28 protein-coding genes, 5 tRNA genes and 1 pseudogene are annotated in these 24,704 nt (G+C 70.6%); 9 read left to right on the top strand and 25 right to left on the bottom strand.

All coding sequences use genetic code 11. From position 1 onward, the window contains the following. Window positions 1–165: 165 nt before the first annotated feature. Together IG90_RS0126155 and IG90_RS39770 are read right to left on the bottom strand one after the other, a co-directional pair. Complete coding sequence (locus tag IG90_RS0126155) at window positions 166–378, bottom strand: hypothetical protein (protein ID WP_003965973.1); 213 nt, start codon at window positions 376–378, stop codon at window positions 166–168. A 437-nt stretch (window positions 379–815) separates the two neighbouring features. Further along, complete coding sequence (locus tag IG90_RS39770; RefSeq protein WP_003965974.1) at window positions 816–1,097, bottom strand: acylphosphatase; 282 nt, start codon at window positions 1,095–1,097, stop codon at window positions 816–818. A gap of 220 nt (window positions 1,098–1,317) precedes the next feature. On the opposite strand from IG90_RS39770, the gene IG90_RS0126165 reads away from it, so the two are divergent. Then, a complete protein-coding gene (locus tag IG90_RS0126165; RefSeq protein ID WP_030589390.1) occupies window positions 1,318–2,310 on the top strand; it encodes a CAP domain-containing protein in 993 nt (330 codons plus the stop codon). Window positions 2,311–2,396: 86 nt separating this feature from the next. Then, window positions 2,397–2,783 carry a winged helix-turn-helix transcriptional regulator gene (locus tag IG90_RS0126170; RefSeq protein ID WP_030589393.1) on the top strand — a complete coding sequence of 129 codons (387 nt, stop codon included), beginning with the start codon at window positions 2,397–2,399 and terminating at the stop codon, window positions 2,781–2,783. Here IG90_RS0126170 and mutM read toward each other — a convergent pair. The 9 genes from mutM to IG90_RS0126215 all read right to left on the bottom strand — a co-directional run bounded on the left by mutM (window position 2,756) and on the right by IG90_RS0126215 (window position 12,090). Continuing rightward, a complete protein-coding gene (mutM, locus tag IG90_RS0126175; RefSeq protein ID WP_030589396.1) occupies window positions 2,756–3,616 on the bottom strand; it encodes a bifunctional DNA-formamidopyrimidine glycosylase/DNA-(apurinic or apyrimidinic site) lyase in 861 nt (286 codons plus the stop codon). The two genes, IG90_RS0126170 and mutM, sit on opposite strands and share 28 nt — an antisense overlap. A gap of 151 nt (window positions 3,617–3,767) precedes the next feature. Continuing rightward, on the bottom strand, window positions 3,768–4,592 hold the full coding sequence (gene rnc / locus IG90_RS0126180; RefSeq protein ID WP_030589399.1) for a ribonuclease III: 825 nt from the start codon (window positions 4,590–4,592) through the stop codon (window positions 3,768–3,770). 19 nt (window positions 4,593–4,611) lie between these two features. Beyond that, window positions 4,612–4,785, bottom strand: a complete 174-nt coding sequence (gene rpmF, locus IG90_RS0126185) for a 50S ribosomal protein L32 (protein ID WP_003965982.1) — start codon at window positions 4,783–4,785, stop codon at window positions 4,612–4,614. 2 nt (window positions 4,786–4,787) lie between these two features. Further along, on the bottom strand, window positions 4,788–5,363 hold the full coding sequence (locus IG90_RS0126190; RefSeq protein WP_233436080.1) for a YceD family protein: 576 nt from the start codon (window positions 5,361–5,363) through the stop codon (window positions 4,788–4,790). 255 nt (window positions 5,364–5,618) lie between these two features. Continuing rightward, entirely contained in the window at window positions 5,619–6,737 is a 1,119-nt protein-coding gene (locus IG90_RS0126195; protein WP_030589404.1) for a F0F1 ATP synthase subunit B, read from the bottom strand. Window positions 6,738–6,836: 99 nt separating this feature from the next. Further along, window positions 6,837–7,316: a pantetheine-phosphate adenylyltransferase gene (gene coaD / locus IG90_RS0126200; RefSeq protein WP_206433952.1), complete on the bottom strand. Its 480-nt coding sequence runs from the start codon at window positions 7,314–7,316 to the stop codon at window positions 6,837–6,839. A gap of 26 nt (window positions 7,317–7,342) precedes the next feature. After that, window positions 7,343–7,927, bottom strand: coding sequence for a 16S rRNA (guanine(966)-N(2))-methyltransferase RsmD (rsmD, locus tag IG90_RS0126205; RefSeq protein ID WP_030589410.1), 585 nt, complete (start codon window positions 7,925–7,927; stop codon window positions 7,343–7,345). 140 nt (window positions 7,928–8,067) lie between these two features. Continuing rightward, entirely contained in the window at window positions 8,068–10,290 is a 2,223-nt protein-coding gene (gene recG, locus IG90_RS0126210; protein WP_206433891.1) for an ATP-dependent DNA helicase RecG, read from the bottom strand. A 57-nt stretch (window positions 10,291–10,347) separates the two neighbouring features. After that, a complete protein-coding gene (locus tag IG90_RS0126215) occupies window positions 10,348–12,090 on the bottom strand; it encodes a DAK2 domain-containing protein (protein ID WP_030589417.1) in 1,743 nt (580 codons plus the stop codon). Window positions 12,091–12,348: 258 nt separating this feature from the next. Between IG90_RS0126215 and rpmB the strand changes: the two genes are divergently transcribed. Continuing rightward, window positions 12,349–12,534, top strand: a complete 186-nt coding sequence (rpmB, locus tag IG90_RS0126220) for a 50S ribosomal protein L28 (RefSeq protein ID WP_003965989.1) — start codon at window positions 12,349–12,351, stop codon at window positions 12,532–12,534. Between the two features lie 74 nt (window positions 12,535–12,608). Here the strand turns inward: rpmB and thiD are convergent, their stop codons facing one another. Both thiD and IG90_RS0126230 read right to left on the bottom strand, forming a co-directional pair. Further along, window positions 12,609–13,418 carry a bifunctional hydroxymethylpyrimidine kinase/phosphomethylpyrimidine kinase gene (gene thiD / locus IG90_RS0126225; protein WP_030589420.1) on the bottom strand — a complete coding sequence of 270 codons (810 nt, stop codon included), beginning with the start codon at window positions 13,416–13,418 and terminating at the stop codon, window positions 12,609–12,611. 17 nt (window positions 13,419–13,435) lie between these two features. Further along, on the bottom strand, window positions 13,436–14,416 hold the full coding sequence (locus IG90_RS0126230; RefSeq protein ID WP_030589423.1) for a thiamine-phosphate kinase: 981 nt from the start codon (window positions 14,414–14,416) through the stop codon (window positions 13,436–13,438). 217 nt (window positions 14,417–14,633) lie between these two features. Between IG90_RS0126230 and IG90_RS0126235 the strand changes: the two genes are divergently transcribed. Beyond that, the gene (locus IG90_RS0126235; protein ID WP_030589426.1) at window positions 14,634–14,867 is read left to right on the top strand and encodes an Lrp/AsnC family transcriptional regulator; all 234 of its coding nucleotides are present in this window, start codon (window positions 14,634–14,636) and stop codon (window positions 14,865–14,867) included. 20 nt (window positions 14,868–14,887) lie between these two features. Next, complete coding sequence (locus IG90_RS0126240; RefSeq protein ID WP_030589429.1) at window positions 14,888–15,376, top strand: DUF3515 domain-containing protein; 489 nt, start codon at window positions 14,888–14,890, stop codon at window positions 15,374–15,376. Window positions 15,377–15,407: 31 nt separating this feature from the next. On the opposite strand, the gene IG90_RS0126245 is transcribed toward IG90_RS0126240, so the two are convergent. Genes IG90_RS0126245 through IG90_RS0126255 form a run of 3 tightly spaced genes read right to left on the bottom strand, consistent with a single transcriptional unit; the run spans window position 15,408 to window position 18,377 of the window. After that, window positions 15,408–16,583 carry a D-alanine--D-alanine ligase family protein gene (locus IG90_RS0126245; RefSeq protein ID WP_030589431.1) on the bottom strand — a complete coding sequence of 392 codons (1,176 nt, stop codon included), beginning with the start codon at window positions 16,581–16,583 and terminating at the stop codon, window positions 15,408–15,410. Between the two features lie 34 nt (window positions 16,584–16,617). Beyond that, on the bottom strand, window positions 16,618–17,628 hold the full coding sequence (locus IG90_RS0126250; protein WP_030589433.1) for an NAD(P)H-dependent glycerol-3-phosphate dehydrogenase: 1,011 nt from the start codon (window positions 17,626–17,628) through the stop codon (window positions 16,618–16,620). Then, window positions 17,625–18,377 (bottom strand): lysophospholipid acyltransferase family protein, encoded by a 753-nt coding sequence (locus IG90_RS0126255; RefSeq protein WP_030589435.1) that lies wholly within the window; start codon window positions 18,375–18,377, stop codon window positions 17,625–17,627. The genes IG90_RS0126250 and IG90_RS0126255 overlap by 4 nt, the downstream gene beginning before the upstream one ends. A 150-nt stretch (window positions 18,378–18,527) precedes the next feature. Between IG90_RS0126255 and cofC the strand changes: the two genes are divergently transcribed. Continuing rightward, on the top strand, window positions 18,528–19,211 hold the full coding sequence (cofC, locus tag IG90_RS0126260; RefSeq protein ID WP_030589437.1) for a 2-phospho-L-lactate guanylyltransferase: 684 nt from the start codon (window positions 18,528–18,530) through the stop codon (window positions 19,209–19,211). A 10-nt stretch (window positions 19,212–19,221) separates the two neighbouring features. Beyond that, window positions 19,222–19,425: a hypothetical protein gene (locus IG90_RS0126265; RefSeq protein ID WP_030589440.1), complete on the top strand. Its 204-nt coding sequence runs from the start codon at window positions 19,222–19,224 to the stop codon at window positions 19,423–19,425. Window positions 19,426–19,524: 99 nt separating this feature from the next. Here IG90_RS0126265 and IG90_RS0126270 read toward each other — a convergent pair whose 3' ends face one another. From IG90_RS0126270 to leuC, 4 genes are all read right to left on the bottom strand, one after another. Beyond that, window positions 19,525–20,199 (bottom strand): HU family DNA-binding protein, encoded by a 675-nt coding sequence (locus IG90_RS0126270; protein ID WP_030589442.1) that lies wholly within the window; start codon window positions 20,197–20,199, stop codon window positions 19,525–19,527. A gap of 142 nt (window positions 20,200–20,341) precedes the next feature. Further along, on the bottom strand, window positions 20,342–20,569 hold the full coding sequence (locus tag IG90_RS0126275; protein WP_030589444.1) for an SCO5555 family protein: 228 nt from the start codon (window positions 20,567–20,569) through the stop codon (window positions 20,342–20,344). Between the two features lie 104 nt (window positions 20,570–20,673). Further along, complete coding sequence (leuD, locus tag IG90_RS0126280) at window positions 20,674–21,267, bottom strand: 3-isopropylmalate dehydratase small subunit (RefSeq protein ID WP_030589446.1); 594 nt, start codon at window positions 21,265–21,267, stop codon at window positions 20,674–20,676. Window positions 21,268–21,269: 2 nt separating this feature from the next. After that, window positions 21,270–22,697, bottom strand: a complete 1,428-nt coding sequence (gene leuC, locus IG90_RS0126285) for a 3-isopropylmalate dehydratase large subunit (RefSeq protein WP_030589449.1) — start codon at window positions 22,695–22,697, stop codon at window positions 21,270–21,272. Between the two features lie 173 nt (window positions 22,698–22,870). On the opposite strand from leuC, the gene ndgR reads away from it, so the two are divergent. Further along, entirely contained in the window at window positions 22,871–23,587 is a 717-nt protein-coding gene (gene ndgR / locus IG90_RS0126290; RefSeq protein WP_003966003.1) for an IclR family transcriptional regulator NdgR, read from the top strand. A 93-nt stretch (window positions 23,588–23,680) separates the two neighbouring features. Then, window positions 23,681–24,112, top strand: a pseudogene (locus IG90_RS39775) (MerR family transcriptional regulator); the annotation flags it as partial. A gap of 25 nt (window positions 24,113–24,137) precedes the next feature. On the opposite strand, the gene IG90_RS0126300 reads toward IG90_RS39775, so the two are convergent. The 5 genes from IG90_RS0126300 to IG90_RS0126320 all read right to left on the bottom strand — a co-directional run bounded on the left by IG90_RS0126300 (window position 24,138) and on the right by IG90_RS0126320 (window position 24,655). After that, window positions 24,138–24,210, bottom strand: a tRNA-Glu gene (locus IG90_RS0126300). A 19-nt stretch (window positions 24,211–24,229) separates the two neighbouring features. Next, a tRNA-Gln gene (locus IG90_RS0126305) sits at window positions 24,230–24,301 on the bottom strand. A gap of 12 nt (window positions 24,302–24,313) precedes the next feature. Continuing rightward, window positions 24,314–24,386: transfer RNA gene (locus tag IG90_RS0126310), tRNA-Glu, on the bottom strand. 86 nt (window positions 24,387–24,472) lie between these two features. Continuing rightward, window positions 24,473–24,545 (bottom strand) — tRNA-Glu (locus IG90_RS0126315). A 38-nt stretch (window positions 24,546–24,583) separates the two neighbouring features. Further along, window positions 24,584–24,655: transfer RNA gene (locus IG90_RS0126320), tRNA-Gln, on the bottom strand. Between the last annotated feature and the right edge of the window lie 49 nt (window positions 24,656–24,704).

Genomic DNA, 24,704 nt, shown 5'->3' on the forward strand with positions numbered 1-24,704 from the left:
AGCTACGGCCCTGCGCGGTGCATCGCAGAACAACCGGACAACGACGCCCCCGGTGCTGCGGGGACCCCGGTGTTCGGGGACGGCGATCCGTGACGCAGGACGAATCAGAGGTGTTCCGAGGCTACTGAGCGTGCCCGGCCCGACCGGCCCGAAGGGCCGTCATGGTCAGGTCAGCGCAGGCTCGCCCTGGGGTACGTCGATGTCGATGCTGTCAAGCAGCGACTCCTGGTGCTGGGCGGCGGCGTTGAGCGCGTCGTTCTCGTCCTGGATCCGGTTGAGCTCGGATTCCAGGTCCTGGACGCGCTGCTGGAGCCGTCGCATCTCGGCGAGGAGTCGCGGGTCGGAACCGCCGACGTAACCGAGAAGCGCCTTTGCCATGATGGATGGTCCTCCACAATGAGTGACCGACCGATGCGGTGTGGGTCGTCAGGGGATCGCACCCGCGGTGCTCGGCAGGGCTCTGTCACCACTGCGGTTCTGCTGCTTATCAGCTCTACCGAACAGCTAAGGTGCGCGGGGTTTTCAGCGTCTCACCAAAAAGTTTGACGGTCAACACGATCACACCCTGTGTACCCGGGTGTCCCGGGGTCGCGCGGCCGGACGATCATGCGGCGCGACTCTCCTGCGGGACCCCGAGGGGTGCGCGGATCTTCGTCAATGCCGCAGCCTTGCACGACATCCCGTATCTGGCAACCATCGGCCGCCGCCGGGTCCCGTCGCAGGTCATTTCGGGTGCGGGGCCCGGGCCGGCGTTCCGGTGACCGTTCGGCGCACGGCGTTCACCGAGCGGATCCGATGGGCCGCGCGGGGCGGGATCAACGGATGGCGAATCCGTCGTATCCACCGCGCGGGGTGTCCCAGATCTCAGTGACTCCGTCCACGCGCCCGGGTGTGTCGTCGGACCGCAGCCAGTCCAGCAGACGGTGGCAATTGTCACGTGGCCCTTCGGCCACGATCTGCACCCTGCCGTCGTCGAGATTGAGTGCGAAGCCGATGAGACCCCCGATCTCCAAAGCATTTGCCCTGGTGAACCAGCGGAAGCCTACTTGCTGTACTCGGCCGCGTACCCAGACGACGAGGCGCGCTTCTTCGTTCATGCCCGAACGCTAACCGGCCAATTGCACTCGAAGCACGTCGCCCCCTTTGACCCATGGGCTACAGTCCCGTCGCAACAGTCTCACTCGATCGAGTGAGCATCGGACGCGTGTCGACGGAAAGTCGATCAAGCGGCATTCGCTCCGCGTGCGACCGAATTCGATCAACGGGGCAGTCGAGTGACGCCGCAACGGCGTCCGGAGTATCAGGAAGGCACAGCGCATGGGACGCCACCGACGATCCGCCGCAGGCCCCGCCGCTGAAGAACCCGCGGCCGGGGCCGCTTCCCGGCACCGGGGTACGCGCCGGAAGAAGTCCGCCGTGCCGATCCGCACCGGGCTCCTCGGCGTCTCGGCGGCCGTGGCCGTCGGCGCGGTCGCCGTCGCCTCCGGCCTGCTCCCCGGCGGTGACACCTACACCTCGGGCAACACCACCGCCGCCGACCAGGTGCGCTCCGGTGGCGCTCCGGACCTGCTGACGCAGGGCGGCAGCTCCACCGCGCCGGCCGACCGGTCCTCCTCACCGACCAGCCGGGGCAGCGAGCGCCCGGAGGCGCCGAGCAAGAGCCCGTCGAAGACTCCGTCCAAGACGTCCTCCAAGACGCCCTCCAAGACGTCCTCCAAAACGCCCTCCGCCTCGGCCTCGCCCTCGAAGACCCCGTCGAAGCCGGCCGCGCCCTCCACGTCGAAGAAGCCGGCCGCCACCCCTTCCGAGAAGTCGAAGGCCCCCACCCCGGCCCCGGAGAAGAGCTCCGCCCCGGCGAGCAGGACCCCGGCGCCGCCCAAGACTTCCGCCGCCCCGCCGCCGCCCAGCAAGAAGCCGAGCCCTTCCCCCACCGACGCCTCCGCACGCACCGAGGTGCTGGCGCTGGTGAACCAGGAGCGTGCGAAGGCCGGCTGCTCCCCGCTGTCCACCAGCGCCCCGCTGACCTCGCTCGCGCAGAACTTCAGCGAGGACATGGCGGCCCGCGGCTTCTTCGACCACACGGACCCGGACGGCGACACTCCCTGGGACCGGGCCGCGCAGGCCGGTGTCCAGGGGCTCGGCGCGGAGAACATCGCCCGCGGCCAGGCGGACGCCCAGGCCGTCATGACGGCCTGGATGAACAGCGAAGGCCACCGGGCGAACATTCTCAACTGCGACTACAAGACCATCGGCATCGGCGTCCACGAGGGCTCCGGCGGCCCGTGGTGGGTCCAGAACTTCGGCTTCTGACCGGAGCGGTCCGGACCGTCCACCGGCCACCTACTCCCGCACAGCGCTCCCTCGGGGTGAGCACTGCGCGGGAGTAAGCTTTTGGTATGGCCAGCGATACGGACAGCCTCGCGTTCGACGTCTTCTCCCGTCAGTGCCCCTCGCGCTCGACGCTGGAGCATGTCACCGGGCGTTGGGGCGGTCTGACGCTCGGCGCCCTGTACGAGGAGAGCCTCCGCTTCAACGAGCTGCGCCGCCGGGTCGACGGGGTCAGCGAGAAGATGCTCTCCCAGACCCTGCACGCGCTGGAACGCGACGGGCTCGTCCTGCGGGAGGCCCAGCCGGTCAACCCGCCGCGCGTGGACTACGAGCTCACCCCGCTCGGCCGCGAGGTCACCGAGAAGCTCCTCGGGCTGATCCACCTCGTGGAGGGGCGGATGGGCGACGTGCTCTCCGCCCGTGCGCGTTACGACGAGGCGCGCGGCGGTCGCTGACAGCGCGGGCAGTAGTAGCTGGAGCGGTTCATCCAGGCGCGGCGGCGCATCGGAGTGCCGCACCGGTGGCAGGGCTCTCCCTCCCGGCCGTACGCGTCGAGCGAGCGGTCGAAGTAGCCGGACTCGCCGTTCACGTTGACGTACAGGCTGTCGAAGCTGGTGCCGCCCTGGGCGAGCGCCGCGTTCATGACGTCTCGGGCGTGGCCGAGCAGCTCGGCGGACTTGGGACGGGTCAGGGTCGCGGTGGGCCGGTCGTAGTGCAGCTTGGCGCGCCAGAGCGCCTCGTCCGCGTAGATGTTGCCGACGCCGCTGATCAGCGACTGGTCGAGCAGGGCACGCTTGACCGTCGTACGGCGCAGGCGCAGCGCGGTGTGGAACGCGGCGTCGTCGAAGAGCGGGTCGAGGGGGTCCCGGGCGATGTGCGCGATGGTGTCCGGCAGGCCGTCGGGGGTGTTGTCGTGCAGCGAGAGCCCGCCGAAGGTGCGCTGGTCGACGAAGCGCAGCTCGGTGCCGAGCGCGTCGTCGAACCGCATCCGGATCCGCAGGTGCTTCTCGTCGGGCGCGTCAGCGGGCTGCACCAGCAGCTGTCCGCTCATGCCGAGGTGGCCTAGGAGCGAGGCGGAGGCCTCGTCGATCGGCACCCAGAGGTACTTGCCGCGGCGCATCGCCGCCCCGAAGCGGACTCCGCGCAGCCGGGCGGCGAAGTCGACGCCGCCCGCGAGGTGCCGGCGGACCGAGCGCGGGTGCAGGACCTCGACCTCGCTGACGGTGCGGCCGCTGACCCAGCGCTCGAGGCCCCGGCGTACGACTTCGACCTCGGGCAGCTCAGGCACGATGCACTACTCCAGACACGACGACGGCGGTACGGGAGCGGGTCCACCGAGGACCGCTCCCCGGGACGTACGGGAGAGCCGTGTACGGGCTCCCCGGGACAGGGGAGAACCCCCCGGTGCGCATGGCACCGAGGGGTTCCCGCTTCGCGCTTCAGGCCGGAGCGGCGTCCGTGTTCGGCAACGGATCGGCAGGGGTGTCGGCGGCCCCTCCGTCGGCCGCGGACTTCTCCGCGGCCTGCCGTGCCTCTGCGGCGGCGCTGATCTCGCGCCAGGCGGACTCGGCCGCCTGCTGCTCCGCTTCCTTCTTGCTACGGCCGGTGCCGGTGCCGTACGAGACACCACCGACGCGAGCGGCAGCAGTGAAGGTCTTCTCGTGATCCGGGCCGGTCTCCGTGACGAGGTACTCGGGGACTCCGAGGCTCTCGCTCGCGGTGAGCTCCTGGAGGCTGGTCTTCCAGTCCAGGCCGGCGCCGAGGTTCGAGGACCTGTCGATCAGCGGGTCGAAGAGCCGGTGGACCAGCTCCGAGGCCGCGCTGAGGCCCTGGTCGAGATAGACCGCGCCGATCACTGCTTCCAGTGTGTCGGCGAGGATGGAAGCCTTGTCCCGGCCACCCGTGCCCTCTTCACCGCGGCCGAGCCGGATGAAGGAGCCGAGTTCGAGGCCGCGGCCCACTTCCGCAAGTGCACGCGAGTTGACCACCGCGGCCCGCAACTTGGCCAGCTGGCCTTCGGGCAGGTCGGGGTGGGTGCGGTACAGCGTGTCCGTGACCACCAGTCCGAGCACCGAATCCCCGAGGAATTCGAGCCGCTCGTTGGTGGGCAGACCGCCGTTCTCGTATGCGTACGAACGATGGGTCAGCGCACGCACCAGAAGGGCGGACTCGAGGTGATACCCGAGCCGCCCTTCCAGAAGCGTGTGGGACGAGGCTGTGTTGACGTTGTCTGCCTGCTTCTTGGCGCTGGACAACTCAGACATCGGGCCTCTCACCAGCCGCTCAGACCTCGAGGACCTGGCGCTTGTTGTAGGTGCCGCAGCTCGGGCACGCAATGTGCTGGAGCTTGGGCTCCTGGCAACGCTCGCACGAAACCAGGGTGGGGACCGCAGCCTTCCACTGCGACCGGCGGTGGCGCGTGTTGCTGCGCGACATCTTCCGCTTCGGAACAGCCACGGCTACTTCTCCTGCTTCTCGTCGACGCCCGGTTCGGCGCCGCCCATGTTGTCCTTCTCGCCGTCCTGAACGGTCTCGGCGAGTCCTTGCAGTGCCGCCCAACGAATGTCGAGGGCATCGTGGTGGTGGTCCGGATTCTCGTCCAGCCTGATTCCGCATTCGGAACACAGACCGGCGCAGGTCTCCTTGCACACCGGCTGCATGGGCAGTGCGAGCACTACCGCGTCACGCAGCATTGACTCGAGGTCGAACAAGCCGTCCTCGAGGAAGAACCTGTCCTCGTCGTCCTCGGCGTCGTCGGCCGGTTCCGCCGCACTGCTGCGGCCCCGGTCATCGGCGTCAGGGTACGAGAACATTTCCTGGAAATCCGCGTCGACCTCTACGGTCAGCGGCTCCAGACACCTTACGCACTCCCCCTCGGCGGTTGCACGGGCGGTGCCTGTGACAAGCACCCCCTCCATGACCGATTCGAGGCGGAGATCCAGCTCCACGGGCGCGCCTTCCGGCACGCCGATGACGCCGTCGATGCCCAGGACCGGTGAACCGGGTGCGTCCACCGAGCGGGTCAGCCGCTTCATGGCACCGGGACGCCGACCCAGCTCGTGCGTATCGAACACGAGAGGGTTTCGGTGGTCGAGGTGGCCGTTCAGGGCTTTTCCTGCTTTCGAATCATGGGAGTCGTACTGCCAAGGGAAGGCCGTCTGCGGTCCGGAATCAGATCGTCCCGATCCGTGGACGAAACGGGCAGCCGAGATCGCGGACCTATGTGCGACCGAGGATTCAGGATACTGGACGGACCGCTCAGCACCCAATCGGGGCGGCCCGCCCCGGGGTCAGCGGCCCTGTTCGTACCGGCGCAGCTGTTCCAGGTCGATCATGCTGGTGTCGAAGAGGCTGGTCTCGTCCAGCGCGCCCCCGCCCTGCTGGTCGGGCGCCTGGGCCTGCGACTGCTGCTGCTGCTGCTGCTGCTGCTGCTGCCAACCGTAGTCCGGCTGGGTATCCGGCAACGGCGGGTACCCGTTCGGGTCGTAGCTTCCCTGCTGCTGGTACGCCGCGTACGGGTCGGGCTGCTGCTGGTAGCCGTACGCGTCCTGGACGCCCTGCTGGAGCGGCTGCTCCTGGTAGCCGTACGTCGCCTGCGCGTACTGCGGCTCGCCCTGCGGCTGCGCGGGGTACTGGGGCTGCTGCGGCTGCCGGGGTGCCTGCTGAGGTTCCGGGGCGAGCTCGGCGAGGCCGGCCAGGTAGTCGGCGTCGCTGGTGTGGCCCTGGCCGCCGGCGGCGTCCTGGGCGGCCATGTGCGCACCGAGGTCGTCACTGGCGACCCGGCCGTGCAGCTTCTGCCGGCCTCGGCCGACCGCCTCCAAGGTCCCCGCGAGAACGGCCTCGAAGGCGCCGAACTTGGCGTCGACGTAGGCGTCGGCCCGCTGCCTCAGGGTCTCCGGGTCGGCGCTGCGCTCGGGGGCCTCGGCGAAGTCGGGGTCCTGGTAGCCCTGCTCGTCCAGGCCCTGACCGCGGCCGAGGAGCTTCTCGCGGCCCCGGTCCACGGAGCCGATGGTCTTGGTGAGGACGACCTCGAAGTTCGCGAGTTTGCTGTCGACGTAGTCGTCGGCCTCGGCGCGGACCTCCTCGGCCTCGCGGCGGGCCTCGGACAGGATCCGGTCGGCCTCGCTCTGCGCCTGGCGGGCGATCTCGGTCTCGGAGATCAGGGAGCCGCGCTGGGCGTGGGCGGACTCGATGATCCGCTCGGCCTCCTGCCGGGCCTGCTCGGCGAGCTGCTCATGGCCGCCGATCAGCTCCTGCGCCTGGGCGAGGGAGCCGGGCAGGGCCTGGCGCACCTCTTCGAGCATGGCGAGCAGCTCGGCGCGGTTGACCACGCACGAGGCCGACATGGGCATGGATCGGGCGCTCCCGACCGCTTCGACGATCTCGTCGAGCTTCTTCTGCACGTCCACCGTGTGCTCGCCACTCTCTGCTGCTCTGTTGGAGACGGACGGGACGACTGTAAGGCCAGGCAGCCGCCGCCCGACACCTGGTGACGGCCCGTCAGCGACTCAGCGCCGGCCGAGGCGCTCCACGAGTGCCTCGTGGACGGTCGGCGGCAGCAGGTGGGAGACGTCGCCGCCCCAGGTCGCCACCTCCTTGACCAGCGAGGACGACAGGAAGCTGTACGTCGGGTTGGTCGGCACGAAGAGTGTCTCGACGCCCGAGAGGCCGTTGTTCATCTGGGCCATCTGCAGCTCGTAGTCGAAGTCGCTGACGGCCCGCAGGCCCTTCACGATCGCCGGGATCTCCCGCTGCTTGCAGAAGTCGACCAGCAGACCGTGGAAGGACTCCACCTCGACGTTGCCGAAGTCGGCGGTGACCTCGCGGATCAGCTCGATCCGCTCGTCCACGGTGAACAGCCCCTTCTTGGACTGGTTGATCATCACCGCCACGTGCACCACGTCGTACAGCTTCGAGGCTCGGCCAATGATGTCGAGATGTCCGTTGGTGATGGGGTCGAACGACCCCGGACAGACGGCGCGGCGCACTGTGATTCCCTCGCTCTCCGGTCCGGTCATCGTGCGTCTTCGCACGTAGCGGCGGCGCGACCGTACCAAAGCGTTCCCTCGCCGTAGCGACGGGCCCGCAGTGGCTCGAATCCGGCGGGCCAGCCGAATTCTCCGCCCCGGGTGCTGCGTTCCACCGTGACGAGCACATCGGCTGTGAGCCACCCCTGAGCACGGAGTGTGAGCAGGATCTCGCGTAGATCGTCGTCGGTGACGGCGTACGGCGGGTCCAGGAAGACGATGTCGTACGGCTCCGAGGGCGCCGGTCCTGTCACGATCTGCTCGGCTCTGCCGGTACGGACCTCGGCGCCGGGGAGCCCGAGCGTCCGGACGTTGTCGCGGACGGTGCGGACCGCCTTCGGGTCGGCCTCGACGAGCAGGGCGTGGACCGCGCCGCGGGAGAGCGCTTCGAGGCCGACGGCCCCGGATCCGGCGTACAGATCGGCGACCCTGGCCCCCTCCAGGGTGCCGAGCAGCGCCTCCCAGGTGGAGAAGAGGCCCTCGCGCGCACGGTCGGAGGTGGGGCGGGTGCCGGTGCCGGGCGGGACGGCCAGGCGGCGTCCGCCGGCCGAGCCGGCGATCACGCGGGTCATGGGTGTGGGGTCCTCGGGGTCGTGGACGTACGGCGCACGGGGCCGTCGGCGGTCGGTAACGCGCGCTGTGCGCGTGCCGTGCGTCCACGATATGGCGTACGGCCCGCAGCGGCCCGACCGGCCGGACGCCCCCTGTGCACTCACCCCTTGTCGAGATACTCCTCACGGTCCTTGTCCAGAAGGGCGGCCAGCGCCGTGCGCAGCTCCGGCAGGTGCTCCAGCTCCGGGTCGGCGGCGACGACCGCCACGGCCTCCTCGCGGGCGGCGGCGATCACTTCCTCGTCGTCGATGACGGTGAGCATCCGCAGCGAGGAGCGCACTCCGGACTGGGCCTGGCCCAGCACATCTCCCTCGCGGCGCTGTTCGAGGTCGATGCGGGAGAGCTCGAAGCCGTCGAGAGTGGCGGCGACGGCGGAGAGCCGGGCGCGGGCGGGGCTCGCCTCGTGGGCCTCGCTGACCAGCAGGCAGAGCCCGGGGGCGGAGCCACGGCCGACGCGGCCGCGCAGCTGGTGGAGCTGGGAGACGCCGAAGCGGTCGGCGTCCATGATCACCATCGCGGTGGCGTTCGGGACGTTGACCCCGACCTCGATGACGGTGGTGGCGACCAGGACGTGCACGTTCCCGGCGGCGAACCGGCGCATGACGTCGTCCTTCTCGTCGGGGTGCATCCTGCCGTGCAGCACCTCGACGCTCAGCCCGGCCAGCGCCCCCTTGCGCAGCTCGTCGGCGATCTCCAGGACGGCGAGCGGCGGCCGCTTCTCGGGGTCCTCGTCGGGGGCCGGCTTCTTGGCCTTCGTCTTCTTCCCGCCCTTGCCCTCCGGCTCCTCCGCTTCGTCGCCGATGCGGGGGCAGACGACGTACGCCTGGTGGCCGTTCTCCACCTCCTCGCGTACGCGCTCCCAGGCGCGGGCGAGGAAGTGGGGCTTGTCCTTGGCGGGGACGACATGGCTGGCGATCGGGGAGCGGCCGGCCGGGAGCTGGTCCAGGACGGAGGTCTCCAGGTCTCCGAAGACCGTCATCGCGACCGTACGGGGGATGGGGGTGGCTGTCATGACGAGGAGGTGGGGCGGCTGCTTCCCCTTGGAGCGCAGGGCGTCGCGCTGCTCCACGCCGAAGCGGTGCTGCTCGTCCACGACGACCAGGCCAAGGTCGTGGAACCGCACCTTGTCCTCGATGAGCGCGTGGGTGCCGATGACGATCCCGGCCTCGCCGGTGACCAGGTCGAGCAACGCCTGGCGGCGGGCGGCCATGCCCATGGAGCCGGTGAGCAGGACGACCTTGGTGCCCCGGTCCGAGCCGCCCAGCATGCCGCCCTCGGCCAGCTCGCCCATCATCTCGGTGATCGAGCGGTGGTGCTGCTGGGCGAGGACCTCGGTGGGGGCGAGCATCGCGGCCTGGCCGCCCGCGTCGACCACGGTGAGCATGGCCCGCAGGGCCACCATCGTCTTGCCCGACCCCACCTCTCCCTGGAGGAGGCGGTGCATCGGGTGCTCGGTGGCCAGGTCGTCGAAGATCTCCTTGCTGACCTTCTCCTGGCCCTCGGTGAGGGTGAAGGGCAGCTTGGCGTCGAAGGCGTCCAGCAGGCCGGCCGCGACGGGGCGGCGGGCGACGGCGGGGAGCTGGGTGTCGGCGTACCGGCGGCGGGCGAGGGCGACCTGGAGGACGAACGCCTCGTCCCACTTGAGCCGGGCCCTGGCGTCCTCGACGTCCGCCTTCGTCTGCGGCCGGTGCACCTTCAGCAGGGCCTCGGGCAGCGGGGTGAAGCCCCGGCCCTCGCGCAGGGAGGCGGGCAGCGGGTCCACCGCGTCCTGCGCGCTGGGCAGGACGGCGTCCACGGCCTTGGCGATCCGCCAGGAGTCGAGCTGCTTGCAGGCGGGGTAGATCGGCAGCAGCCGTCCGGCGAAGGCGTCCACGGCCTCGGTCGCCTCGTCGGCGTCGGAGGCGTCGAGCAGTTGGTACGTGGGGTGGGCCAGCTGCATCTTGCGGTTGAAGACGGAGACCTTGCCCGCGAACATCGCCTGGCGGCCCGGGAGCAGCTCCTTGTGCGGCTTGTGGACGCCGTGGCCGAAGAAGACGAGCTGGAGGCGGCCGCTGCCGTCGGTCAGGGTGACCTCCAGGCGTTTGCCCCGGCCGTTGTTGAACATCAGGACGCGGGCGTCGGCGACCTGGGCGACGACCGTGACGTGCTCGTCCAGCGGGAGGTCGGCCAGCGCGGTCAGCTTGCCGCGCTCCTCGTACCGCCGCGGGTAGTGGTGCAGCAGATCACCGACCGTGTGCAGGTCGAGGTGTTCGGCCATCACCTTCGCGGTGGCTCCGCCGAGCAGCTTCAGAAGAGGTTCATCGAACGAGGACACGCGATCCATTGCACACCACGGCACTGACAGCTGTCCGCCGGGCGCGACGGTGGCGGGGAGTCTCGACTACTCGACGCCGATCAGCAGGGGTGCGCGCTGGTGCCCGCCCCGGTAGACCACGGTGTCCACGGCGAGGTGCCCCTCACGCACGTGTGCCTCCAGCGCGTCGGCCAGCGAGTCGGGGACGTCCTCGCCGAGGACGAGGGTGACCAGTTCGCCGCCGGCGGCCAGCATCCGGTCGAGGACGGTGCGGGCGGTGGCCGGGACGTCGGCGCCGATCACGGCCACGTCGCCGTCGATCAGACCGAGGATGTCGCCGGCCTGGCAGATCCCGGCCATGGTCCACGACTGGCGTTCCGCGACGGCCAGTTCGGCGTAGCGGGTGGCGCCGGCGGCGGCGGTCATGGCGACCACGTCCTCGTCGAAGCCCCGGTCGGGCTCGTGGACGGCGAGGGCGGCGATGCCCTGGACGGCGGCCCGGGTGGGGACGAGCGCGACCCGGACCCCCTCGGTCCTGGCCTGTTCGGCCGCGGCGGCGGCGGTGTGGCGCAGGGCGGCGTCGTTGGGCAGGAGCACCACCTCGCGGGCGTGGGCGCGGCGGATGGCGTCGACCAGTTCGCCGCTGGCGGGCGGTTCGCCGGGGCGGGCGATGACGGTGGTGGCGCCGGCCTCGGTGCAGAGCCCGGCCAGTCCGTCGCCGGGGACCACGACGACGACGGCGCGCTGGGCGGGTTCGGCCTGGACGCGGAGGTCGTGGCCGCTCTCGGTGGCGAAGTGCGTGATCCGGATCCGGTACGGCCGCCCGGCCTCGACTCCCGCCTCCACGGCGGCCCCGGCGTCGTCGACGTGGACGTGGACGTGCCAGAGCCCGTCGCCGCCGACCACGACCAGGGAGTCTCCGAGGGCGTCGAGCCGGGTGCGCAGCCGGGCCACCTGTTCGTCCCGGGCCTCCAGGAGGTAGATCACCTCGAACGCGGGCCCGGCGCCCCCGTCCTCGGGGCAGTCGAGCGGGCCCTCCCCCAGCAGGACGCCGTCTCCGGGAACACCGCCCGCCGGGAAGCCTCCCTCCGGAACGCCCTCGACCGGGGTGCCGCCCACCGGAAGCCCCACCACCGACCCGCCGTCCACGGGCACGGGTGTCCTCCCGGGGCCGGTGCGGGGTCCTCGTGCCGGAGCCTGCCCGGTCACGGTCTCCACCAGCGCGCCCAGGACCGCCACCAGCCCCCGGCCCCCGGCGTCGACCACGCCCGCCCGGCCGAGGACGGCGAGTTGCTCCGGGGTCCTGGCGAGGGCCGCGAGCGCCCCCGCGTACGCGGCGTTCACGACGGCCCGCAGGTCGGGGTCCTCGCCCCGGGCTGCCTCGGCGGCCTGGGCGGCGACGGTGAGCACGGTGCCTTCGACGGGGTGGGCGACGGCCTGCCGGGCGGCGTCGGCGGCGCTCGTGAGGGCCAGGCGCAGGTGGGCCGCGTCGCCGCCGTCGGCGAGCACCCCGGCCATGCCGCGCAGCAGCTGGGCCAGGATCGTGCCGGAGTTTCCGCGGGCGCCGATCAGGGCGCCGTGCGCCATGGCGCGTACGGCGTCGGCGGTGGCGGGTGCGGTGGCGCCGGTCTCGTGCGCGGCGAACACCGCTTCGACGGCGGCGGCGGCGGACTCGACGGTCAGGTAGAGGTTGGTGCCGGTGTCCCCGTCGGCGACGGGGTAGACGTTGATCGCGTCGATCTCCGCGCGCTCCCGGCCCAGGGCCTCCAAGGCCAGTGAGCACCACGTGCGCACCGCGACGGCGTCCAGATCGTCGGGGAGCTGCGGCACCGATGGTCCTCCTCGATCGGCCGTGGCAACGGGCTGCACCGCAGGTTAGCCCGGTCGCCGGGGTCCCGGCCCGGACAGGGGTGGCGGGAGGGCGGGCGGCCGACCCGTGGTAGTTTCGTATCTCCGAAGCAGGCGTTGTATGCTGCTCCGGTTGCCCGATGAGAGTCGGGCCCATTCCTCCGGTACCGCCACTTCAGTCAAATGAATCCGGCGCGCCGGAATTCACTGTAAGTGCATCTGAAGTCTTTGGAGTGACCCGTGGCTGCCAACTGCGACGTTTGCGGCAAGGGGCCGAGCTTCGGCAACAGCATTTCGCACTCGCACCGCCGTACGTCCCGTCGCTGGAATCCCAACATCCAGCGCGTGCGTGCCGTGGTCGGTCGGACGCCGAAGCGGCTCAACGTCTGCACCTCGTGCATCAAGGCCGGCAAGGTCGCGCGCTGACGTCCCCGTCGTAGCGCAGCCTTCCGGTTGCCCAAAAAGCCGGTCCACCTCGGTGGACCGGCTTTTTGCCGTGCTCAGACGGCCGCCCGGGTCAGCCAGCCGTGGTCGACCGGGCCGATGCCGCCGCCGAGCGGGAAGCCGGCCCCGATCGCGCCGGTGACGTACGTCTTCGCGCCTCGTACCGCCGTGGGCACATCCTGGCCGAGCGCGAGCCCGGAGGCGATGGCGGAGGCCAGGGTGCAGCCGGTGCCGTGGGTGTGGCGGTTGTCGTGGCGGGGGGCGCGCAGCCAGTGTTCCGCGCTCCCGTCGGTGAGCAGGTCCACCGCCTCACCGGGCAGGTGGCCGCCCTTGATCACGACCCAGCTCGGTCCGAAGGCGAGGATTTCCTCGGCGGCCCGGCGCATTCCGCTCTCGTCGGTGACCTGGACGCCGGTGAGCTGGGTCACCTCGTCGAGGTTCGGGGTGGCGACGGTCGCGAGGGGCAGCAGCTTCGTCCGTACGGAATCGAGGGCCTCGGCGGCGAGCAGCGCGTCGCCGTGCTTGGAGACGCCGACCGGATCGACGACGACGGGGGCGTCGGTTCCGGCGAGGAGTTCGGCGACGGTCTCCACCAGGACGGACGAGGCGAGCATTCCGGTCTTCACGGCCTGGACACCGATGTCGTCGACGACGCTGCGGTACTGAGCACGCACGGCCTCCGCCGGAAGCTCCCACGCGCCCTGGACGCCGAGGGAGTTCTGTGCGGTGACGGCGGTGAGCACGCTCATGCCGTGCACGCCGAGAGCGAGCATGGTCTTGAGATCGGCCTGGATCCCCGCACCGCCGCCGGAGTCGGATCCGGCGACGGTGAGCACGCGGGGCGGTACAGCGGTACGTATGGGCATACGCAGCAATCTAGTGCTCACGCGCGCGGCTGGGTGTCCTCGATGGAGCCGAAGTGGTCCCAGCCGCCGGTGCTGGTCCAGGGCGCTCCGTCGACGGTGACCTGGGGCAGCGCGGAGGGGTTGAGGACCTCGCCGATCACCTTCCAGCGGGCGGGCAGCTTCGCGTCGGGCGGGAAGGTCGCCACGATCGCGTGGTCCTCTCCTCCGGTGAGCACCCACTGGAGCGGGTCGACGCCGACGGCCTGGCCGATGTCGAACATCTGCGAGGGGATGTCGATGAGGCCGGAGCGCAGGTCGATGCGGACCTTGCTGGCCTCCGCGATGTGCCCGAGGTCCGCGACGAGTCCGTCGCTGACGTCGGTCATCGCGGTGGCGCCGAGTCCGGCGGCCGCCGGGCCCGCGTGGTACGGCGGTTCGGGACGGCGGTGGGCCTCGACGAAGGCGCGCGGCGAGCGGAAGCCGCGGGAGAGCACGGCGTATCCGGCGGCGGACCAGCCGAGCCAGCCGGTGACCGCGACGACGTCGCCGGGGCGGGCTCCGGCGCGGGTGACCGGTTCGTGGTTGCGCAGATCGCCGAGTGCGGTGATCGCCACGGTGATCGTGTCGCCGCCGACCACATCGCCGCCGACCACGGCCGCGCCCGCCACCTGGCACTCGTCGCGCAGCCCGTCCATCAGCTCGGCGGCCCAGGTGACGGGGAGGTCGGCGGGGACGACGAGGCCGAGGAGCAGCGCGGTGGGCACGGCACCCATCGCCGCGATGTCGGCGAGGTTCTGGGCGGCGGCCTTGCGGCCGACGTCGTACGCAGTCGACCAGTCACGGCGGAAGTGCCGCCCTTCCAGCAGGATGTCCGTACTGGCCACGACCCTGCGGTCGGGGGCGGCCACGACCGCGGCGTCGTCGCCGGGCCCCAGCCGTACCGCCGGAGTGGTGGTGAGCCGGGACGTGAGCTCTCTGATGAGCCCGAACTCCCCCAACTCGCCCACGGTTCCCTTCACCGAGTCTCCTCTCCTTCATCGCCCCGGACACCCGTCCGGGCCCCCGGTCGCGAGCCGTCTGTGCTGTCGGTACCGTCAAGAGATACGTCAACTTCTGCGCTCTGTACGCCACGCTGTGGACGCCATCCGGCCCGTAGGTCTCCCCGTGGCCCGCGGCAACGCGATAACGTGGCGTCCCTTTCCCCCACATGATCCTCGTGGCCGCCCTGGAGGTTCCGTGGTACAGGCGTACATCCTCATCCAGACCGAGGTGGGCAAGGCGTCGATCGTCGCCGAGACCATTTCCGAGATTCCGGGAGTCATCCAGGCAGAGGACGTCACCGGTCCGTACGACGTGATCGTGCGGGCCCAGGCAGACACGGTCGATGAACTCGGCCGCATGGTGGTCGCCAAAGTGCAGCAGGTGGACGGCATCACACGAACTCTGACCTGCCCGGTCGTCCACCTCTGACCCCCGTCTAGGCTGGGCCGGTGACGTCATCCGCCCGCCGTTCCCCCCGCTCCGTATTCCTCGGTCCGTCCGCTGCCGTGCTCGTGCTGGCCGCGGCGGGCTGTTCTCTCAGCGCCGCGCAGCCCTCGATCACGGTTCCCACACCGTCCTCGGAGGCCGCCGCGTACTGCAAGGCCCTGTACGAGGAACTGCCGAAAACCGTCCTCGAACTGGAACGCAGCGACCCCTCCCCGGATTCGGAGCTGACCGCCGGCTGGGGGGACGGGGCGATAGTACTGCGCTGCGGGGTCCCCCGGCCCGCGAAGATGGACGACCCCCAGTCACAGGGCGTCGAGGCGGACGGGGTGACGTGGATGCTGGAGGAGCCCGAGGGCTCCGGTCCGCGGTTCACCACCACGTACCGCAAGGCGTACGTCGAGGTCACGCTCTCCTCGGCGTACGCCCACGACATCACGCCGCTGGCCTCGTTCGCGGGCCCGGTCTCGAAGACGGTCCCGAGCCGGTTCTGATGCGGTCGCGGGACCTGCCGGCGCCTGTCCGTCAGCGCAGTCCGGTGGAGCGGTTCAACGCGGCCTGGATCAGCCGGTCGACCAGCTCCGGGTAGTCGACGCCGCTCTCCTGCCACATGCGCGGGTACATCGAGATCGGGGTGAAGCCCGGCAGGGTGTTGATCTCGTTGATGACGAAGCCGCCGTCCTCGGTGAGGAAGAAGTCGGCGCGCACCAGGCCCTCGCAGGAGACGGCGTCGAAGGCGGCGACGGCGAGCCGCTGCACCTCGGCGGTCTGCTCCTCGGTGAGCGGTGCGGGCACGAGACCGGCGGCCGAGTCGATGTACTTGGCCTCGAAGTCGTAGAAGTCGTGCGCGGTGACCGGCGGGATCTCGGCGGGCACGCTGGCGCGCGGGCCGTCCTCGAACTCCAGCACCCCGCACTCGATCTCACGGCCGCGCAGCAGCGACTCGACGAGGAACTTCGGGTCGTGGCGGCGGGCTTCCTCGATCGCCGCGTCGAGGCCTTCGATGCCGTCGACCTTGGTGATGCCCATCGAGGAGCCGCCGCGGGCGGGCTTGATGAACAGCGGCCAGCCGTGCTCGCCGGCGAAGTCCACGATCCGCTTGCGGGCGGCGGCGGGGTCGTTGTCCCACTCCCGGGGGCGGACGACCTCGTACGGTCCGACGGGCAGGCCGAAGGAGATGAAGACGCGCTTCATGTACTCCTTGTCCTGGCCGACGGCGGAGGCGAGAACACCCGCGCCGACGTAGGGCACCCCGGAGAGTTCGAGGAGTCCCTGGAGGGTGCCGTCCTCCCCGTACGGGCCGTGCAGCACGGGGAAGACGACGTCGACCTCGCCCAGCGCCTTGGGCACCGAGCCGGGTTCGCTGTAGAGGACCTCGCGACTGCCGGGGTCGACGGAGAGCACGACGCTGCCCTCGGCGGACTCGGCGAGGGCGTCCACCTCGGGGACCTTGCGGTCGGTGATGGCCATGCGTTCGGGCTCGTCCGCGGTGAGCGCCCAGCGGCCGTCCGTCGTGATGCCGATCGGCAGGACGTCGTACTTGGTCCGGTCGATGGCCCTCATGACGGCGCCGGCCGTGACGACCGAGATGCCGTGTTCGGAGCTGCGGCCGCCGAACACGACCGCCACGCGGGGCTTGCGGCGCTGCTGCTCAGGGCTCTCGCGGCGCTCGGGGCTCTGGGTGAGGTTCTCGCTGCTCATATCGCGATGAGCGTACCTGCTGGTAAGGGAGACGTCAGCGCCGCTCGGCCTTGGCGCTCCGCGACATCAGCTCCTTGACCGCGACGACCGGCGACTTGCCCTCGTGGACGATGGAGACGACGGTCTCGGTGATGGGCATGTCGACGCCGTGCCTGCGGGCCAGGTCGAGGACCGATTCGCAGGACTTGACGCCCTCGGCGGTCTGCTTGGTGACGGCGATCGTCTCCTGGAGCGTCATGCCGCGGCCGAGGTTGGTGCCGAAGGTGTGGTTGCGCGAGAGCGGCGAGGAGCAGGTCGCCACCAGGTCGCCCAGGCCCGCGAGTCCGGAGAACGTCAACGGGTCCGCGCCCATGGCCAGGCCCAGACGGGTGGTCTCGGCGAGACCCCGGGTGATGAGGGAGCCCTTGGTGTTGTCGCCGAGGCCCATGCCGTCCGCGATGCCGACGGCGAGGCCGATGACGTTCTTCACGGCGCCGCCGAGCTCGCAGCCGACCACGTCGGTGTTGGTGTACGGCCGGAAGTACGAGGTGTGGCAGGCGGCCTGGAGGCGCTGGGCGACGGACTCGTCGGCGCAGGCGACGACGGCAGCGGCGGGGCGGCGCTCGGCGATCTCCTTGGCCAGGTTGGGTCCGGAGACGACGGCGATGCGGTCGGCGGAGACCTTGGTGACGTCCGCGATCACCTCGCTCATCAGGTCGGCGGTGCCCAGCTCGACGCCCTTCATCAGGGAGACCAGGACGGTGTCCGGCTCCAGGTGCGGGGCCCAGTCGGCGAGGTTGGCCCGCAGCGTCTGGGAGGGCACGACGAGGAAGGCGAACTCCGCGCCGCGCAGGGCCTCGGCGGCGTCGGTGGTGGCGCGGATGGAGTCGGGGAGCGCGATGCCCGGGAGGTAGTCCGGGTTGGTGCGGGTGGTGTTGATGGCCTCGGCGACCTCGGCGCGGCGGCCCCAGAGGGTGACCTCGCAGCCCGCGTCGGCGAGGATCACGGCGAAGGCCGTACCCCATGAGCCGGTTCCGAAGACGGCTGCTTTTACGGGGTGCGTCACGTGGGTCCCTTTCCCTGGGCCCTGCGCCGTTGTTCAGCACGGGCTTCACGGTGATCGTAGAGCTCGGCGGGCGCCTTCTCGCCGCGCAGGTCCTCCAGCTCGCGGGTGACCGCCGCCATGATGGCCTCGGTCGCCTCGCGCAGCACCTCGGGGGTCGGCTCCAGACCGTAGAAGCGGCTGAGGTCGACGGGCGGTCCGGCCTGCGCCTGAAGCGTCTTGCGGGGGAACAGCCGGAACCTGTTCTCCTTGGCGTAGGGCGGCATCGCGAGGTTGGCACCCCACTGGGCGACGGGGATGACGGGCGCCTTGGTCATCAGGGCGACCCGGGCGGCCCCGGTCTTGCCGGCCATCGGCCACATGTCGGGGTCCCGCGTGAGGGTGCCCTCGGGGTAGAAGGCGACGCACTCGCCGCGCTCGATGGCGGCCACGGCGGCCCGGAAGGCGTCCATGGCGTTGGTGGTCTCACGGTAGACGGGGATCTGACCGGTGCCGCGCAGCATCATCCCGATGAACGGGGTGCGGAAGAGACCGGCCTTCGCCAGGAACCGCGGCACCCGCCCGGTGTTGTACTGGAAGTGGCCGTAGGAGAGCGGGTCCAGATAGGAGTTGTGATTGACGGCGGTGATGAACCCGCCGACAGCCGGAATGTGTTCCATCCCCCGCCAGTCGCGCTTGAACAGAACCACCAGTGGCGGTTTGGCGATGACCGCCGCCAGGCGGTACCAAAAGCCGATTCTGCGGCGGGACACTCGGACACCTTCCTCAAGGATTTCAACCTGCGGCCTGGCCACCGACGGTCAAGTCTCGCCCCAGGCCCCTGCTCTGTCGAGAACACCGTACGCCTCACGTTGCGTAGCGGGCCTCCGGGTTGTCGTACCGGCAGGCGAGAATAAGTGCTGATGCGTACGGAGGGGGAGATCGCCACGAACACCGATCCGGCCGGGCCCTGGTCCCTGGTCGTTCCGCTGAAGCCGCTCGCACGGGCCAAGAGCCGCCTGGTGCGGGCGGCGGGTGAGGCCGCGCGGCCCCGGCTGGCCCTGGCGTTCGCCCAGGACACGGTGGCCGTGGCGCTGGCCTGTGCCCGGGTGCGGGATGTGGTGGTCGTCACGGACGACGCCGTGGCCGCGGCGGCCCTTTCCGCGCTCGGGGCGCGGATCGTGCCGGACGCTCCGGGGGCCGGGCTCAACGCGGCGCTCGCGCACGGCGCCCGCTCCGTGCGGGCCGTGCGGCCCGCCGCCGCGGTGGCCGCGCTCAACGCGGATCTGCCCGCGCTGCGCACCGGCGAATTGGCCCGGGTGCTCGATTTTGCTTCCGCTTTTCCCAGCGCATTTCTGCGGGACGCGGCGGGAATCGGGACGACATTTCTGGCCGCCGCGAGCGGTGCGGAATTCCGTCCGGCTTTCGGTGGACCGTCCGGGGCCCGGCATCTGGCATCGGGGGCCGTGGAAATAGCGCTGTCCGGTGTCGACTCGGTGCGCCGGGACGTGGATACGGGCGAGGATCTGCGGGTCGCGCTTGCCCTGGGGGTGGGGCCGCACACGGCGCGGATCGCGGCCGTGCCCGCCCCGGTGCCCGACCGATAGGCTGCCGCCCATGCAGGCGACCTCGTACACGTACGACCCCGAGACCCGGTGCGGCAGCGTGCTGCTGGACGACGGCACCCCGGTGGAGTTCGACGCCCCGGCCTTCGACGCGGGCGGTCTGCTGCTGCTGCGTCCGGGGCAGCGGGTGCGGATCGAGGGCGAGGGCGAGGGGGCGGCCCTGCGGATCACGCTGGTGACGCTGCAGACGTTCTAGTGCCGCTGGGCCGGACAGGGCCCGGACAGCCCGCGGGCCGGGCTCCCCCGGAGGGGAGCCCGGCCCGGCGCGTTGTGAGGAGCGAGTGGGTGCCCGGTCTCACTTCTTGCGTGCGGTGGCCTTCTTGGCCGTGGTGGTGCGCGCCGTGGTCTTCTTCGCGGGCGCCTTCTTCGCCGTGGTCTTCTTGGCGGGCGCGGTCTTGCTGGGAGAGGCCTTCTTGGCCGTCGTCGCGGCCTTCTTCGCCGGGGTCGCCTTCTTCGCGGCCGCGGAGGCCTTCTTGGCCGTCGCGGTGGTCTTCTTCGCGGTGACCTTCGTGGCTGCGGCGGTGGTCTTCTTCGCCGGAGTCGCCTTCTTGGCGGTGGCCTTCTTCGCGGCGGCCTTCTTGGCGGCCGACTTCTTGGCAGCGGCGGCCTTCACCGTCGTACGGGCGGCGGAAGATCCGCCCGAGAGGCTGCCCTTGGGGGCCTTCTTGACGGCCACGTCGTTCTTGGGGAGCTTCTTCGAGCCGCTCACCAGGTCCTTGAAGCCCTGACCCGCGCGGAAGCGGGGCACCGAGGTCTTCTTGACCCGGACGCGCTCACCCGTCTGCGGGTTGCGGGCGTACCGGGCGGGGCGGTCGACCTTCTCGAACGAGCCGAAGCCGGTGACCGAGACACGGTCCCCGGCGACAACGGCACGGACGATCGCGTCGAGTACCGCGTCGACGGCGTCTGCGGCCTGCTGACGGCCGCCGACCTTGTCGGCAATCGCTTCTACGAGCTGCGCCTTGTTCACGTCTTCCCCTTCGGAGACATTGCCAGAACGAAAGTGTTCAAGCCTTTTCGCACGTTAGGCAGATATATACCGCAAATCAAACACGAAACGGGCTAATCACCCTAGTGCCGCAACGAAGTCGACCGATGCGCAGTTCCACGTGTCAGTCACCTTCGGGGAATCGGCCCTCATCGAGGTCCTTCATCATCCGGTCCAGACGCCTTGCCGCGTCCGGGAGATCGTGCTTCGCCGCGGCCGTGACGACCAGCAGCTTCCGGGTCAGCGCCATCCGTACGCCCTCCGGGACTTGCAGTGCACGCACCTTCGCGTGCGCTTCCTTCAATCGGTCGGCGACTTGGCCATAGAGCTTGAGTTGGCTGTCGCGTTCCATGCACCGATTGTGCCATCTGGGGCGAGTTGTCGCCCGACGGGGTCTCAACAAGCGACTGCGCCCCCTGCCTGGAGGCAGGGGGCGCAGTCCTGGAAAAGCGCTGCTCAGGCGGCAATGGTACGCGGCTTGAAGACGGGCCTTGCCGCCTCGTACGCGGCGATGTCCGCTTCGTTCTGAAGGGTGAGGCTGATGTCGTCAAGGCCGTTGAGCAGTCGCCAGCGGGCGTTCTCGTCGAGCTCGAAGTCGGCGGTGATGCCCCCGGCGCGGACCTGGCGTGCCTCCAGGTCGACGGTCACCTCGACGGTCGGGTCGGCCTCCGTCAGCGCCCACAGCGCGTCGACGACCTGCTGCTCCAGGACCACGGTGAGCAGCCCGTTCTTCAGCGAGTTGCCGCGGAAGATGTCGGCGAAGCGGGAGGAGACGACGGCCTTGAAGCCGTAGTTCTGCAGGGCCCAGACCGCGTGTTCACGGGAGGAGCCCGTACCGAAGTCGGGACCGGCGACCAGGACCGAGGCGCCCTGGCGTTCGGGGCGGTTGAGGACGAAGTTCCCGTCCTTGCGCCAGGCTTCGAAGAGGCCGTCCTCGAACCCGTCGCGGGTGACCTTCTTCAGCCAGTGCGCGGGGATGATCTGGTCGGTGTCGACGTTGCTGCGGCGCAGCGGAACGGCCCGGCCGGTGTGGGTGGTGAATGCTTCCATGGCTATCGGACTCCGGTGGGGGTACGGGCGTCGGACAGGTCGGCGGGCGAGGCGAGATGACCCAGCACCGCGGTGGCGGCGGCGACCTGGGGCGAGACCAGGTGGGTGCGGCCGCCCTTGCCCTGCCGGCCCTCGAAGTTGCGGTTCGAGGTGGAGGCGGAGCGCTCGCCGGGGGCCAGCTGGTCGGGGTTCATGCCGAGGCACATCGAACAACCCGCGTGCCGCCATTCGGCGCCGGCCTCGGTGAAGACCTTGTCCAGGCCCTCGGAGACGGCCTGGAGCGCGACCCGGACCGAGCCGGGGACGACCAGCATCCGTACGCCTCTCGCGACTTTGCGGCCGTCCAGGATCGAGGCCGCGTTGCGCAGGTCCTCGATGCGGCCGTTGGTGCACGAACCTACGAAGACGGTGTCGACGTTGATGTCGCGCAGCGGCTGCCCGGCGGTCAACCCCATGTACTCCAGGGCCTTTTCCGCGGCGTGGCGCTCCGAGGCGTCCTCGTACGAAGCCGGGTCGGGGACGCTGGCCGACAGGGGCGCGCCCTGACCGGGGTTGGTGCCCCAGGTGACGAACGGGGCGAGTTCGGTGGCGTCGATGACGACCTCGGCGTCGAACACCGCGTCGTCGTCGGAGCGCAGCGTCTTCCAGTACGCGACGGCGGCGTCCCAGTCCTCGCCCTCGGGGGCGTGGTCGCGGCCCTTGAGGTAGTCGAAGGTGGTGGCGTCCGGGGCGATCATGCCCGCGCGGGCGCCGGCCTCGATCGACATGTTGCAGATGGTCATCCGGGCCTCCATCGAGAGCTTCTCGATGGCGGAACCGCGGTATTCGAGGATGTAGCCCTGGCCTCCGCCGGTGCCGATCCGGGCGATGATCGCCAGGATCAGGTCCTTCGCGGTGACCTCGTCGGGCAGTTCGCCCTCGACCGTGATGGCCATGGTCTTCGGGCGGGCCAGCGGCAGCGTCTGGGTGGCCAGGACGTGCTCCACCTGACTGGTGCCGATGCCGAACGCCAGCGCGCCGAACGCGCCGTGCGTGGAGGTGTGGGAGTCACCGCAGACCACGGTGGTGCCCGGCTGGGTCAGCCCCAGCTGCGGGCCCACCACGTGGACGACGCCCTGCTCGACGTCGCCCAGCGGGTGCAGCCGCACGCCGAAGTCCGCGCAGTTCTTGCGCAGGGTCTCCAGCTGGGCGCGCGAGACGGGGTCCGCGATCGGCTTGTCGATGTCGAGGGTCGGGGTGTTGTGGTCCTCGGTGGCGATGGTGAGGTCGAGGCGCCGTACCGGACGTCCGGCCTGGCGCAGACCGTCGAAGGCCTGCGGGCTGGTCACCTCGTGCAGCAGGTGCAGATCGATGAAGAGAAGGTCGGGCTCGCCCTCCGCGCGCCGGACAACATGGTCGTCCCAGACCTTCTCCGCGAGTGTCCTACCCATCGCTTTCCCTCCGGCCGGCGTCTTCGCCGGCCCAACTAGAGATCGGTGTGCCTCCGTCCGGACCCCCGTGCGGGGCGGTGGCTACGAGCCGTTGTGCGGCCGCCCGTACAGGTTCGCAACTTCCGCCGGAAATTGAACTTGCGTTTCACAGAGTGAGACGGGAGTATCGTCGTATGGACAACTCTAGCGGCGTCGGCGTTCTCGACAAGGCAGCTCTGGTATTGAGCGCCCTGGAGTCCGGTCCGGCCACCCTCGCCGGGCTGGTCGCGGCGACCGGGCTCGCACGGCCCACGGCCCATCGACTGGCCGTGGCACTGGAACACCACCGGATGGTGGCGAGGGATATGCAGGGCCGGTTCATTCTCGGCCCCCGGCTGTCGGAACTGGCAGCCGCGGCGGGCGAGGACCGCCTGCTGGCCACGGCCGGACCGGTGCTCACCCACCTGCGCGACATCACCGGCGAGAGCGCGCAGCTCTACCGCCGGCAGGGCGACATGCGCATCTGCGTGGCGGCGGCGGAACGGCTGTCCGGACTCCGGGACACGGTGCCGGTCGGCTCCACGCTCACGATGAAGGCGGGCTCCTCCGCCCAGATCCTGATGGCCTGGGAGGAGCCGGAGCGTCTGCACCGGGGCCTCCAGGGCGCCAGGTTCACGGCGACGGCGCTCTCCGGCGTACGGCGGCGGGGCTGGGCCCAGTCGATCGGCGAGCGGGAGCCGGGCGTCGCCTCGGTCTCCGCCCCGGTGCGCGGCCCCTCGAACCGGGTGGTCGCCGCGGTCTCGGTCTCCGGGCCGATCGAGCGGCTGACCCGTCACCCGGGCCGGATGCACGCCCAGGCCGTCATCGACTCGGCAGCGCGGCTGAGCGAGGCCCTGCGCCGTACGGGCTGACCTCACGCCCGTACGACTCCCCTCCCCCTCCCGGAAGGCCGCCCCAGCGCCGTGGCGGCCCTTCTTCATTTCCCGGGCGCGGCGGCTGCGACTGTGCGCGCCCTGATCCGGGTCGGACGACCGCCGGTGGCGACGGCCCGTGAGGGCCTGGCGCATGTGGACGACGAGTCGCTCGGCAGCACGATCCTTCTGGGAGCGGCCCTTTGGGCGCTGCCGCACGGGCACGCCCCGGACGAGGAGGCGCCGGAGACTGCGACGGCACGGGCCCAGGTGCCCACGCCGCTCACGGAGTTGGGGTGGTCGACCACGCTGGAGCTCGGCGAGCTCTCCCCCGTGTACCGGTCCCTGGTCGCTTCGGCGGCCACGCTGGTCCGGCTCGGACATCCGTGTGACATCGGCTACTTGACCCGGCAGGCCCGGAGCACGGAGCGGGCGACGGTGCGCCGGCTCGCACAGAGCGAGGAGTCGGCCCGCCGGTACGGCTTGCGACCGGGGCGGCAGCAGGAAGGCCCTCCACCGAGGTGAAGGGCCTTCCCGTACTGCTCTGTTGTACCCCCGACCGGATTCGAACCGGCGCTACTGCCGTGAGAGGGCAGCGTGCTAGGCCGCTACACAACGGGGGCGTGTTACTGCTGACTTGCGCTGGGCTACCAGGACTCGAACCTAGAATGACGGTACCAGAAACCGTAGTGTTGCCAATTACACCATAGCCCATGGTGTGACAAGTACCCCCGACCGGATTCGAACCGGCGCTACTGCCGTGAGAGGGCAGCGTGCTAGGCCGCTACACAACGGGGGCCCTAGCGATCCTCCACCCGGCGGTAGCCGGATATTCTCACCGCGAAAACGTGGGTGCGACCCAGGTGCTCTCGCGGGAAGGATCTGTACCCCCGACCGGATTCGAACCGGCGCTACTGCCGTGAGAGGGCAGCGTGCTAGGCCGCTACACAACGGGGGCTTGTCCTGCTGATCTTGCTTGTACTGCTTGGTCTTGCGCTGGGCTACCAGGACTCGAACCTAGAATGACGGTACCAGAAACCGTAGTGTTGCCAATTACACCATAGCCCACTGAAATGCAACCCCTGGTGGGGGCTTCACTTCTGTCTGCGCTTCCCGG

This window comes from Streptomyces anulatus (assembly GCF_000721175.1).
Classification (GTDB): Bacteria; Actinomycetota; Actinomycetes; order Streptomycetales; family Streptomycetaceae; genus Streptomyces; species Streptomyces anulatus_C.